Consider the following 12,025-nt stretch of genomic DNA (forward strand, 5'->3'; position numbering starts at 1 on the left):
GCGCGAGTCGACAGCGGAGCAGCACCCCGTGGAGCGGCCGTGACCGCCCCGCACGTGTTCGACCGCACGGAGTCGCTGGAGGCGATGTCCGCACGCGAGCTGGACGTCCTCGTCGTCGGCGGGGGGATCACGGGGGTGAGCGTCGCGCTGGATGCGGCGCTGCGCGGCCTCGACGTCGGGCTCGTCGAGCGCGCCGACCTCGCCTCGGGGACGTCGTCGGGCTCGTCGAAGATGATTCACGGCGGGCTGCGCTACATCGAGCAGGGGCAACTGAGGATGGTCTACCACTCGCTCCTCGAGCGCCAGCGCATGTACCGCCGCGCGCCGCACCTGGTTACTCGCCTGCCGTTCCTGTTCCCCGTCTACCGGCGCTCGGAGCACTTCGGCCCCGCCATGGCCCGGGCGTTCGAAGGTCTCCTGCGGACCTACGACCTCGCCGGAGGCTGGCGCATCGGCCAGCGGTACCGCCGCATCGGCGCCGCGGAGACGCTCGCGCACTGCCCCACGCTCCCCGCCGACGGTCTGCGCGGCGGACTGCTGTACTTCGACACCCGGACCGACGATGCGCGCCTCACGCTCACGGTGGCGCGGACGGCCGCGCTGCACGGCGCACGGGTCGCGACCCGCTCGGAGGTGGTGGGACTGCGCCGGCGCAGTGCCGACGGGGTGTGGGAGGCGACCGTGCGTGACACCGCGCCCGGCGGCGATGGCGGCGGCGGTGGCGACGGGGGCGGCGCCGCGTCCGCGGGTGGCGGCGGCGAACGGGTGATCCGGGCGCGCGTGGTCGTCAACGCGGCCGGCGTGTGGTCCGACGTCGTCGACGGCATGGGTGACGCGAGCCATCGCGCCCGCATGCGTCCCGCGAAGGGTGTGCACGTCGTCGTCCCCTGGGAGAAGGTGCGGAGCCAGTCGACGCTGGTCTTCCCCATGCTCGGTGGGCTGCGCGGCAAGGGCGGGCGGGCGTTCGTCGTCCGGTGGGGGGACCATTGCTACATCGGCACGACCGACACCGCCTACGACGGCGATCTCGACTCGCCGCGCTGCGAGCAGCACGAGGCACAGCTGCTCATCGACTCCCTCAACGCCACCCTGACCACCGACCTGACACTGGACGACGTCACCGGCACCTGGGCCGGGCTGCGCCCCCTCATCGACACGGGCGGCGGCTCGACGGCGGAGCTCAGCCGCGAGCACGAGGTGACGGAGAAGGACGGCCTCGTCACCGTGGCCGGCGGCAAGCTGACCGTCGCGCGGACGATGGCGGAGCAGGCCGTCGACCGGGCGTGCGCCGTGCTCGGCGTGCGGCGGCGGTGCAGGACCACGCGTGCACCGCTCGTCGGCGGCGCGGGCTTCGACCACGAGGCCGTGACGGCGACCGGCGGCCGACTCGCGCACCTGGGGGAGCGGTACGGGACCGAGGCGCGGTTCGTCGAGGACCTGGCGCTCGCCGATCCCCGAATGGCCGAACCCATGGTCGAGGGGCTGCCGTACCTGTGGGCGGAAGCCCTGTTCGCGGTGCGCCACGAGATGGCGACCACCGTCGACGACGTGCTCCGGCGCCGGATCCCTGCGCGGCTGCTGGACGCACGGGCCGCCGCGGCCGCCGCCCCGGCCGTCGGGGAGCTGCTGCAGCGCGAGCTCGGCCTGACCGATGCCGCGATCGCCGACCAGGTCGGTGCGTTCGTCGACGAGGTGCGGGCCGAGTCCGTCGCGCTCGGCCGGGAGTAGGCCCCGCACGCGCAGGTGCGTCGACAGCGTGACCAGTGAGCGGTCTTCTGCCTGGCGAGTGAACGGGGTTCGGTCCGCGCCCGCGTCGAAACGAGGCTGCCGTGTCGCGCATTCATCCAGTCAATGGGGTAACCACCGAGTCAGTCCCCCGCGTCGACTGACTCGGCACTTTGCCCGCTGACTCGGCGAACGCCCCCGGAAGGTGCGGGCCGAGTCCGTCACCCTGGGCCAGGAGCAGGAGCAGGAGCAGGAGCAGGAGCAGGAGCAGGAGCAGAGGCTGTCCCCGGCGATCGGCGCGGGGTCAGAACGCGCGGGGGAGCCTGACGGTGCGGCCGCCGTCGATGACGATCGTCTCGCCGGTGAGGAAGCCGGCACGGTCGCCCGCGAGGAACACGGCGAGGTCGCCGACGTCGGCGGGGCGCCCTGTCCGGCCGACCGGGTGGATCTGGAGCAGCGACTCGCGGGACCCGCCCGCGAGATACTCGTCGCTGAGCTCCGTGTCGATCCAGCCCGGCGCGATCGCGTGGCACCGCACGCCGTCCGCACCGAGATCCACGGCCATGGCGCGGGTCAGCCCGTGCACTCCCGCCTTCGAGGCCGCGTAGGCGGCGTGGAGGGGATTGGCCGCGTCGGCCTCGACGGATCCGATGTTGATGACGCACCCGCCGCCGCGCCGCAGCATGTGTGGAAGTGCCGCCTGGGTGAGGAACATCGGCGTTCGTAGGTTGAGTGCCAGCATGAGGTCCCACTCGTCGACGGTCATCTCCGCGACCGCACGCTCGGTCATCATGCCGGCGTTGTTCACGAGGATGTCGAGCCCGCCGAGGTCGTCCACGGCGGCCTGGACGACCGCCGGGAACGCCGACGGGTCCACCAGGTCGGCCTGGATGCCGACGACGTCCTCGCGCTCCCGCAGCTCCGCGTCCAGCGGTCCGCGTTGGACCACCGCGACCCGGGCGCCGGCGTCGAGGAAGGCGTCGACGACTCCGCGACCGATCCCGCGCCCGCCGCCGGTGACGAGTGCGAGGCGTCCTGACAGTGGCATGTGGTGACCTGCTTCGGTGTCGGGGAGACGAGCTGCGGACCCGCAGGCGCGGGTGGCACGGCCGGTGTTGCGCGTTCGCGTGCACCGCCACGGTAACCGCCGGGAGGTGGCGCGGGCCGTCGACGCCGGGACCGCCGCTGCGTCCGGGGTCTCCGGTGGACGACGAGTCAGCCCGGAGTCAGCCGCGCGTCGATCTCGGCGGCCGTCGGCGACGTCGCCGGGCCGCGGCGGGTGACCGCGATGCCGGCCGCGACGTTGGCCCGCCGCACCGCCTCCGCGAGCGGCACGCCGGCGGCGAGGTCCGCGCACAGCACGCCGGTGTGGGCGTCACCGGCACCGTTGGTGTCCACCGCCTCGACGTCGATGCCCGGCACGTGTACCGCAGCCTCGCCCGGCCGGGCGACCCAGCAGCCGCCCGCCCCGACGCGCACGAGTACCACCGCCTCGAGCTCCCGGCTCAGGGCGGCGGCGAGCTCGTCCGCACCGACGCTCGCCACGTCAGTGCCCGCCGCACCGGCGCCCGCAGCGTCCTCGGGCACATCCGCAGGATTCCGCTCTCCCGCGCCGTCCCGCTCACGGAGCACCCGCCCCGCGAGGATGCCGGCCTCGCGCTCGTTGACCGACCACAGCGTCGCCGCGCCGCGCACCGCCGCCAGCGCCTCGCCCGCCACCTCACCGATGACCGGCGAGGCGTCGACGACGACCTGCGCCGCCTCCGCCATTCTCGGCAGCGCCCGGGCAAGCATCGCGGCGTTGTCGGGGTGCAGGAGCGAGTAGCCGCTGACGTAGACGATGTCGCCCGGCCCCACCGGCACGCCGTCGAGTGCGTCCACCGCGACGTGTCCCTCCGCGCCGAGTGTGGAGACGAAGGTGCGCTCGGCGTCGTCGTCGACCAGGGCCACGCAGAAGCCGGAGTCCATCCCGGGACGGGCGGCCAGGAGCACCTCGATCCCCTCTGCGGCCAGCGCCTCGCGCACCCGGTCGCCGAACGGCCCGGTGCCGTGCCCTCCCGCGTAGAGCACCTCGGCGCCCTCGCGTCGGGCGGCGGCCATGACGTTGAAGCCGCCGCCCACCTCGAGCGCGTGCTCGGAGGCGAAGACGTCCTCGCCGGTGGCCGGCACGCGGCCGACCTGCATGACGACGTCGACGATCGCCTGCCCGGTGTGGATGACGCGGGCCGGACGGCCGGGCACCGCGGCCGCACCCCCGACGCGGGCCGTCATCGCGCGGCCACGGACGGGTCGCGGCGGCCGGCGCGGGCACCGCCGAGCGCGGCGTAGAGTCCGGCCGAGATGACGAACGTGGCGACCCACGCGAGACCGTTGGACCCGATCCAGGTCTCGGCCAGCGCGCCGGTGAACCACACCTCCTCGGAGCTCACGCGCGCCGTCGTGAACAGGAAGCCGACGACGATCGCCGCCGCCCACGCGAGCGTCGAGCGCCACTCCACGCCCCCGCGGTACCAGTAGCCCGACGTCTTGCCCAGGTCCATCAGCGAGTCGCCGTGGTAGGTGCGGCGCCCGATCATGTCGACGACGAACACGCCCACCCACGCCGTGATCGGCACCGCGAGCAGCGAGATGAACGTGATGAACGGGCCGTAGAAGCTCTCCGAGATCAGCATGAAGTAGATGGCGCCGATCGTGGTGACGACGACGTCGAGGATGACGGCGTTGACCCGCTTGATCCGGATGCCCAGGGTGAGCGTGGTGAGGCCCGCCGAGTAGACGGACAGGTGGTTCGACAGCAGCAGGCCGCCGAACGCGGTGACGAGGTAGGGGATCGCCACCCAGGCGGGCAGGACCGAGCGGACCGCCGCCACCGGGTCGCCGGCGCTCGCGAGCCCGGAGTCGCCGGCGCCGAGGATCGCGCCGAGACCGATGATGATGACCAGCGGGATGCCGGCCCCGGCGGACGCCGAGGCGATGAGCGACCCGGCCCGCACGCGGGGCGACTGGTAGCGGGCCATGTCCGCGCCGGCGTTCGCCCAGCCGATGCCGGTGCCGGCCGCGATCGTGCCGACGCCGATGATCACGGCGGAGGCCGGCCCCGCCGGGGCCGACAGGACGAGGTCCCAGTCCACGGTGGTCACCAGGTAGGCGGCGACGAAGATGTTGAGCGCCCCGAAGATCCACGTGGCCCACTTCTGCACGGCGACGAGGAAGGCGTGGCCCATGCCGGACACCGCGACGGTGCAGACGACGAAGATCGCGATGCAGACCAGGGCGAGGACCGGGCTCTCCTTGGCGTCCGGGTTCGTGCCGAGCACCAGGGTGGACAGCGAGAGCAGCGCGAACGCACCGGTCGTGGTGTTGACGGTCTCCCAGCCGAGCCGCGAGGCCAGCGAGACCATCGTCGGGCCGATGTTGCCGCGCACGCCGAAGATCGCCCGGGACAGGGTGAGGCTCGGTGCGCCGCCGCGGCGGCCCGCGATCGAGATGACGCCGACGATCGCGAAAGAGCCGAACGCGCCGAGCACGGCGGCGATCAGGGCCTGCCAGATGTTCATGCCCAGCGCCACGAGCGTGACGCCGAGCGGGATGCCGAGGATCGACAGGTTGGCGGCGAACCACACCCAGAACAGGTCGAGTGGGTTGCCCTGCTGCTCCTCGACCGGCACCGGCTCGATGCCGCGCTGCTCGTACTTCGACAGGATCACGTCCTGGGCCTGCTCGGCCGCGGTCGGTGAGGCGTCGTGGTTCGGGGACATCGTGCACCCTTCGTTGGATGGTCCGGGGAAGGACGGGTGGGCGCCGGTACGCGCCGGCGGATCGTCGGTTCCGGGTTGTTCGGGTAGTTCGGAGTCGTTCGGGTTGGTCGGGCGGTGCCCGGTGCGTCAGGCGGGGTCCGGTGCCGCGGGGGCGTGCGACCGGCGCAGTGCGAGCAGCTCGTCCGTGACGCCGGCGAGGTCGAGGTCGGAGACGGACGAGACGGTGGCGACGTCGTCGGCGGGGAAGCCGGCGGGCCCGTGGGTGGCGCCGAGGATCGCGCCGGCCATCGCCGCCACGGTGTCCGTGTCGCCGCCGATGGTGGCGGCGAGGCAGAGGCCGCCGTAGGGGTCGTCGCGGAACCGGTTCGCGATGACCAGAGCGCTGACGACCGACTCCTGGGACTGCACCGACGTGCCGACCACGCCCACGAGGAAGTCCGCCAGGTCGGCGGTGCTCATGGCGTGGGTGGCACGCAGCGCCCACCCGGCGCGGTCGGGGATCGAGGCGCCCGCGACCCAGTGGCCCATCGCCTCCGCGCGGCGGGCCAGGTCGAGGCCGTAGATCAGCGCGTCGTCCGGTGCGGCGCCGTCGACCGCGGCGGAGACCGCCCCCGCGACGGCGGCCGCTCCGGACAGGCCGAGCCCCGTGTTGTGCGTGACGAAGCTGAGGTCGTGGACGGCGCGGAGCAGGGCGTCGGGGTCCGCGGACGGCACCGCCACGGCCACCGGTGTCACCCGCATCGCCGCGCCGTTCGTCGTCCCGCCGGAGCCGGTCTCGGACGGGTCTCCGCCGTCGGCGATCGTCGTGATGGCCGCGGAGGTGGAGGGGCCGAGGAGGTCGAGCGAGCCCTTCGCGCGCATCCGTCCCTCCCAGGCCATGAGCGCGTCGGCGAAGGCTCGGGCCGCCACCTGGCCGTCACCGTCGACGAGCAGCCGGGCGACGAGGAGGGCCTGCTCGGTGTCGTCCGTGACCGAGCCCGCCGGCATGCCCGGGGCGATCGGCTGGTCGGCCGGGCCGTCGACGAGGCCGGTGATCGGCCCCAGCTCGCGGGCGATCCGCTCGCGGGACATCGACTGCGTGGGCATGCCGAGCGCGTCGCCGAGCGCGAGGCCGGTGAGGGCGCCGAGAGCGCGGTCGTGCAGGGTGGTCATGCGGGGGTGTCTCCGAACGTGAGGTGGAGGCTGAAGTGCGCCGGGTCGAGGAAGGACTCGACGTGCTCGACGACGCTGCCGTCGGCCGAGTAGGACAGCCGCGTCGTGCGCAGCACGACGGTGCCGGGGGCGTGCTCGAGGTGCGCGGCGACGTCGCCGGACGTGGGCACGACCCGCGCGTCCTGCGTGCCGTGGTGCGCGACGAGGCCCGCGCTGCGGAGCGTGGCCGTGAGGGAGTCGTCGACGAGGCCGGTGGTCGGGAGGTCGCGCAGCGGGCCGGTGGCGGGCACGACGGCGCGCTCGTAGGAGATCGGGCGGCCGTCCAGGAGGCGTCGTCGGGCAAGGACGACGACGTCGCGGCCGGCGAGCTCGGGCGGCACGGCGTGTGCCGGGGCGGCTGTCGGGTGCGCGGGGCCGGGTGGGGGCGTGGCGCTGGCCGCGGGGACGAGCGTGATGCCGAGGATCTCGGTGGTGACGGCGGCGCCCGCGTCTGTCAGGGCGCGCGCCCAGCCGACGTCCGGATCCAGCGGGCTGCCGTCGAAGGTGACGAACGAGCCGAGCCCCGCGCGGGTGGCGATGAGGTCGCGGCGCTGCAGCTCGGCCAGGGCGCCGCGGACGGTGCCGCGCGAGACGCCGAACTCCGCGGCGATTCCTGACTCGCTGTCGAGGCGCTCGCCGGCACGCAGCGCGCCGGCGCTGATGCGCGCGGACAGGGCGGCGACGATGCGCTCGCGCTGCGTCATCGCAGCCGGGGGACCGGACATGCTGCACATGTTCATACCTGTTCACTTCGCCTGTCAAGGCCGTGCCGCGACCGAACGCTCACCGCCCCTTCCGCGGCTCCGCCGCCAGCAGCCACGCCAGGTACGCCCCGCCGAGCACCACCGTCACGGTGCCCACGGGTACCGGCTGCGCGAGCGTGTGCTGCGCCAGCAGGTCGGCGCCGAGCAGCACGAACGCCCCGGTCAGCGCGGAGTGCACGAGCGGGATGCCCGGGCTGCGGGCCAGCCGACGCGCGATCTGCGGCGCGGACAGGGCCACGAACGCGATCGGCCCGGTCGTCGCGGTGACGAGCGCGGTGAGCAGCACGCCCACCCCGAGCACGAGCAGCCGCGTCCGCTCGACGTGCACGCCGTGGGAGGCGGCCACGTCGTCGCCGAGCTCGAGCTGCCGCATCGGCCGCACGGACAGCAGGAGCAGCGGCAGCGCGGCGAGCACGACCGAGACGGCCGGCACGACGTCCGACCAGCTCGCCAGGCTCAGCGACCCCGACCCCCAGATCGCCGCCGTCATCGCCTGCTCGGTCTCGGCGCGCAGGAGGATCCACGAGTTGACGGCGTGCAGCGCGGCCGTCACGGCGATCCCCACGATGATGAGCCGGAACCCCTGCACGCCGCCGCGCCACGCGAGCAGGTACACGAGCACCCCCGTGCCGAGCCCGCCGAGGAGCGCCCCGCCCGTGGCCCCGACGAGTCCGCCGCCCACCGCGACCGTCGCCACGAGTACGCCCGTGTACGCGCCGGTGGAGAAACCGATGATGTCCGGCGAGCCGAGCGGGTTGCGCGTGAGCGTCTGGAACAGCGCGCCGGCCACGGCCAGTGCGGCCCCGAACACCAGCGCCGCCGACACCCGCGGCAGCCGCCACTCGAGCACCACGGTCGACGCGAACCCTTCCTGCCCCGTCGCCGCGCGCAGCACCTCCACCGGCGTCAGGGGGAGGTCACCCACGCCGAGCGCCACCACGGTGAGCGCGAGGAGGGCCGCTGCGAGCGCGAACCCCACTACGACCGGACGACGACGACGCCTCCGCGTCACCCGCCCTCCGCCCGGTGCGAGCTGGGTGGTCGCGACGCCACCGGGGCGGGCCGCTGCGCCGCCGTCGTTCGTCGTCGGGTCTGCGCTCACAGGGACAGCGCCTTTCGCCGTCGGGCGAGGGCGACGAGGACCGGCGCGCCGACGAGCGCGCTGACCAGTCCCACCGGCATCTCGCCCGGCCACACGACGAGGCGGGCGAGGATGTCCGCGCCGATCATGAGGACCGGCCCGAGCACGAGGGACAGCGCGAGCACCCAGCGCTGGTCGGCCCCCGCGAACCGCCGCGCGGCGTGCGGGACCATGAGGCCGATGAAGGCGATGGGTCCGGCGATCGCCGTCGCGCCGCCCGCGAGGACCGTGATCGCGAGGACGCTGAGCGCCCTCGTCCGAGCGAGGGACACGCCGAGGGAGGCGGCGACGTCGTCGCCCATCGCCACCCCGTTGAGCGCCTTGCCGAGCAGGAGCGCGAGGACGAGACCCGGGAGCAGGAGGGGAGCCACCGAGCCGACGACGTCGAGCCCCCGCCCCGACAGGATGCCCGCCTCCCAGACCTGGAGGGCGTTGAACGTGCGCGGGTCGGACAGGCGCAGCGCGCCGAGGATCCCGGAGAGCACCGCGCTGAGCGCCACGCCCGCGAGGACGAGCCGCACCGGGTCGACGCGCCCGCCGCCCGTGCGGCTGATGAGCGTGACCGCGACCGTCGCGAGCAGCGCGCCCAGCAGCGCGAACCACACGTAGGAGCTGGGGTCGGACAGGCCGAGCAGCGAGATCCCCATCGCGACCGCGAAGCTCGACCCCGCCGACACCCCCAGCAGGCCGGGCTCCGCCAGCGGGTTGCGGGTGAGCGCCTGCATGAGCGCTCCGGCCACGGCGAGAGCGGCCCCGACGGCGGCGGCCGCGAGCGTGCGCGGGAGCCGCAGGCCGGTGACGGCGTGCTGGTCTGCCGCCGAGACGTCGCCGCCCGTGAGGGCCGCGAGCACCGTGGGCAGCGGGACGTGGCTGCTGCCGACGACGATGCTCAGCACGCCGAGCACGAGCAGCAGCGCGAGCGCGACGAGGAGCGCCACCACCCGGACCCGCGTGGCCGACCCGCCGGGGCGGGGGGCGACGTCGCCGGGGACGAGGGGCGCGACGGCGTCGGCCGGACGGGTGTAGGAGGCCTCGGGAACCGGGGGCGTCCCGTCGGGGGCGGGACGGGTGGAGCCATCGGCGGTCGGACGGGTGGCGCCACCGGTGGGCGTGACGGCGTCGCGCCGTGACGAGTGTCCCATCGTGACCGTGCCCCATCCTTTGTGCCTTAGGTGAGCCTCACCTTAGTGTGGTGCCGGGTCGTTGTGGCCCGCAGTCCAGGTCGACAAGGAGACACCGATGTTCCGTACCCGCCCCGTGCGTCGCGCCCGCACGTTCGGCCTCGCGCTGGCCGCGGCCCTCGCTGTCACCCTGACGGCGTGCGGCGACGACGACGGTACAGCCGACGACTCCGGTGGTGGCTCCGCGGGCGGCGGCGCGTCCGAGGCTGGGTCCGACGGCTCGGCCGACTCGGGCGAGGCGTTCCCCGCGACGGTCGAGACCGAGTTCGGCGAGGTGACGATCGAGGAGCGCCCCGAGCGCGTCGTGGCGCTGGGCTGGGGCGACGCCGAGGTCGCGCTCCAGCTCGGCGTGCAGCCCGTGGGCGCCTCCGACTGGATCGGCTTCGACGACCCGACCGGCGTGGGCCCGTGGATGGAGGGCGCCTACGACGAGCCGCCCGAGATGTTCGGCACGATGGAGCTGTCGTACGAGGCGATCGGCGCGCTCGAGCCGGACCTCATCCTCGACGTCCACTCCAGCGGCGACCAGGAGCGCTACGACCGGCTCAGCGACATCGCCACGACCGTCGGCGTCGCCCCCGGCGGCGGCGACTACCTCACCGCCGGCGCCGAGCAGCTCGAGATGATCGCCACCGCGCTGGGGGAGGGCGACCAGGTCGAGGACATCCTCGCCGAGCAGGACGCAGCGTTCGCCGAGGTCGCGGAGGCGCACCCCGGCTGGGAGGGCCGGACCGTGACCGTGGGGTCGCGGACCTCCGAGGGCTGGGGCGCCTACACCGCCGCCGGCAGCCGCGTCGAGTTCATGACCGAGCTCGGGTTCGTGCCCAACCCCGAGGTCGAGGAGCTCGCCGATGAGGGCAGCTGGAGCGTCTCGCTGTCCGACGAACAGCTCCCCGTCCTCGACGCCGACCTCGTCATGGCCACCCCCATCTGGATCGACCCGACCGAGATCACCGACGACGCCGGCTGGCTCGCCATCCCCGCGGTCGAGGACGGCCGCTCGATCGTCATCGACGACGAGGTCTCCGACGCCTTCGCCCTCGCCACGCCCGTCGCCCGCCTCCACGCGCTCGAGCAGCTCGAGCCGCTCATCGAGGAGGCGCTCGGTGAGTGAGGCGTCGGTGCGTGAGGCGAGGGTGCGTGGGGCGTCGGGACGGTCGGCGAACGTGACCGGGACGGGGGGTGCCGACGTCGTCCCCACGCGTGCCTTCCGGACCACGGTGGCGCGCCGGCGGCGGCTCTCGCCGAGCTTCGTGCGCGTGACACTGACCGCCGACGAGCTGGAGCACGTCGGCCCGCAGGGAACGGCGGCCACGCCCGAGGCGGCGGCTGTCTCCCCGCCGGCCTGGGACCAGCGGATCAAGGCGTTCCTGCCGAGGGCCGACGGTACGTTCCCCGAGCTCGGGCTGTTCGCCGACCCGCCGGCGTCGATGATGGAGTGGTACACCGCGTGGCGGCAGCTCGACGACGACGAGCGCAACCCCATCCGCACCTACACGATCCGCGCGATCCGCACGGACCGGCGGGAGATCGACGTCGACTTCGTCCTCCACGTCGACGACGACGGCACCTCGGGCCCCGCTGCCGCGTGGGCCGCCGGGGCGCGGGAGGGGGACGACCTCGTCGTCATCGGTCCCGACCGTCGCGCGGCGGCGAGCAGCGGCGGCATCGAGTGGAGCCCCGGCGCCGCGCGCGACGTGCTGCTCGCCGGCGACGAGACCGCGGTCCCCGCGATCTGCGCGATCCTCGAGGCACTGCCCGCGGGGTTCCGCGGCGAGGCGTACCTCGAGGTGCCCTCCGGCGAGGACGTGCTGGACGTGACGACGGCGTCGGACGTGGCGGTGCACTGGCTGCCCCGCGACGGCGCGCCGCTCGGTCAGCGCCTCGACGCCGCCGTGCGCGACTGGGGCCGCCGGCGCGTGGCCGGTGGTGGTGCCGGGTCCGGTGCTGGCGCTGGTGGTGACGGTTATGTCGAGCTCGACCCTGACGGGCAGCTCTGGGAGGTCGCCGAGCCGGGCGACGCCGGGCTGTACGCCTGGCTCGCCGGCGAGGCGGGCGTCATCACGACGATGCGCCGCCACCTCGTCAAGGAGCTGGGCATGGACCGCGGGCGGGTGTCATTCATGGGCTACTGGAAGCGCGGCCGCTCCGAGACCTGACCCACCGACCGGTCAGCGCCAGGGGCCGAACCATCCCTGGCGAGTGAGGGGACTTCTGCCTGGCGGGTGAGCGGGCTTCTGCCTGGCGAGTGAGCGGGGGCGCGCC

At 74.4% G+C, this 12,025-nt stretch carries 10 protein-coding genes; 3 read left to right on the forward strand and 7 right to left on the reverse strand.

The genetic code is table 11. The features are described from left to right. Positions 1-84: 84 nt before the first annotated feature. On the forward strand, positions 85-1,728 hold the full coding sequence (locus ACZLKG_RS03040; protein ID WP_463648077.1) for a glycerol-3-phosphate dehydrogenase/oxidase: 1,644 nt from the start codon (positions 85-87) through the stop codon (positions 1,726-1,728). 301 nt (positions 1,729-2,029) lie between these two features. On the opposite strand, the gene ACZLKG_RS03045 is transcribed toward ACZLKG_RS03040, so the two are convergent. The 7 genes from ACZLKG_RS03045 to ACZLKG_RS03075 form a co-directional block, all read right to left on the reverse strand. Continuing rightward, positions 2,030-2,773, reverse strand: a complete 744-nt coding sequence (locus ACZLKG_RS03045) for an SDR family NAD(P)-dependent oxidoreductase (protein WP_463647914.1) — start codon at positions 2,771-2,773, stop codon at positions 2,030-2,032. Positions 2,774-2,940: 167 nt separating this feature from the next. Beyond that, positions 2,941-3,996, reverse strand: a complete 1,056-nt coding sequence (locus ACZLKG_RS03050) for a PfkB family carbohydrate kinase (RefSeq protein WP_463647915.1) — start codon at positions 3,994-3,996, stop codon at positions 2,941-2,943. Further along, complete coding sequence (locus tag ACZLKG_RS03055) at positions 3,993-5,483, reverse strand: purine-cytosine permease family protein (protein WP_463647916.1); 1,491 nt, start codon at positions 5,481-5,483, stop codon at positions 3,993-3,995. The genes ACZLKG_RS03050 and ACZLKG_RS03055 overlap by 4 nt, the downstream gene beginning before the upstream one ends. 126 nt (positions 5,484-5,609) lie before the next feature. Continuing rightward, on the reverse strand, positions 5,610-6,635 hold the full coding sequence (locus ACZLKG_RS03060) for an ADP-ribosylglycohydrolase family protein (RefSeq protein WP_425707674.1): 1,026 nt from the start codon (positions 6,633-6,635) through the stop codon (positions 5,610-5,612). Beyond that, a complete protein-coding gene (locus ACZLKG_RS03065) occupies positions 6,632-7,399 on the reverse strand; it encodes a GntR family transcriptional regulator (RefSeq protein ID WP_425707675.1) in 768 nt (255 codons plus the stop codon). The genes ACZLKG_RS03060 and ACZLKG_RS03065 overlap by 4 nt, the downstream gene beginning before the upstream one ends. A 58-nt stretch (positions 7,400-7,457) precedes the next feature. After that, complete coding sequence (locus tag ACZLKG_RS03070; RefSeq protein ID WP_425707676.1) at positions 7,458-8,540, reverse strand: FecCD family ABC transporter permease; 1,083 nt, start codon at positions 8,538-8,540, stop codon at positions 7,458-7,460. Then, a complete protein-coding gene (locus ACZLKG_RS03075) occupies positions 8,537-9,721 on the reverse strand; it encodes a FecCD family ABC transporter permease (RefSeq protein WP_425707677.1) in 1,185 nt (394 codons plus the stop codon). Before ACZLKG_RS03075 ends, ACZLKG_RS03070 begins: the two co-directional genes overlap by 4 nt. 97 nt (positions 9,722-9,818) lie before the next feature. Between ACZLKG_RS03075 and ACZLKG_RS03080 the strand changes: the two genes are divergently transcribed. Both ACZLKG_RS03080 and ACZLKG_RS03085 read left to right on the forward strand, forming a co-directional pair. Next, positions 9,819-10,874, forward strand: a complete 1,056-nt coding sequence (locus tag ACZLKG_RS03080; RefSeq protein WP_463647917.1) for an iron-siderophore ABC transporter substrate-binding protein — start codon at positions 9,819-9,821, stop codon at positions 10,872-10,874. Between the two features lie 52 nt (positions 10,875-10,926). Continuing rightward, positions 10,927-11,919 carry a siderophore-interacting protein gene (locus ACZLKG_RS03085; RefSeq protein ID WP_463647918.1) on the forward strand — a complete coding sequence of 331 codons (993 nt, stop codon included), beginning with the start codon at positions 10,927-10,929 and terminating at the stop codon, positions 11,917-11,919. Positions 11,920-12,025 lie beyond the last annotated feature (106 nt).

The organism is Georgenia sp. Z2081 (assembly GCF_055326445.1).

Excerpts from the sequence above, each read along its gene's own strand:
- ACZLKG_RS03045 (WP_463647914.1), bottom strand. The coding sequence starts at position 2,773 with ATGCCACTGTCAGGACGCCTCGCACTCGTCACCGGCGGCGGGCGCGGG.
- ACZLKG_RS03075 (WP_425707677.1), bottom strand. The coding sequence starts at position 9,721 with ATGGGACACTCGTCACGGCGCGACGCCGTCACGCCCACCGGTGGCGCC.
- ACZLKG_RS03065 (WP_425707675.1), bottom strand. The coding sequence starts at position 7,399 with ATGTCCGGTCCCCCGGCTGCGATGACGCAGCGCGAGCGCATCGTCGCC.
- ACZLKG_RS03055 (WP_463647916.1), bottom strand. The coding sequence starts at position 5,483 with ATGTCCCCGAACCACGACGCCTCACCGACCGCGGCCGAGCAGGCCCAG.
- ACZLKG_RS03060 (WP_425707674.1), bottom strand. The coding sequence starts at position 6,635 with ATGACCACCCTGCACGACCGCGCTCTCGGCGCCCTCACCGGCCTCGCG.
- ACZLKG_RS03040 (WP_463648077.1), top strand. The coding sequence starts at position 85 with ATGTCCGCACGCGAGCTGGACGTCCTCGTCGTCGGCGGGGGGATCACG.
- ACZLKG_RS03080 (WP_463647917.1), top strand. The coding sequence starts at position 9,819 with ATGTTCCGTACCCGCCCCGTGCGTCGCGCCCGCACGTTCGGCCTCGCG.
- ACZLKG_RS03050 (WP_463647915.1), bottom strand. The coding sequence starts at position 3,996 with ATGACGGCCCGCGTCGGGGGTGCGGCCGCGGTGCCCGGCCGTCCGGCC.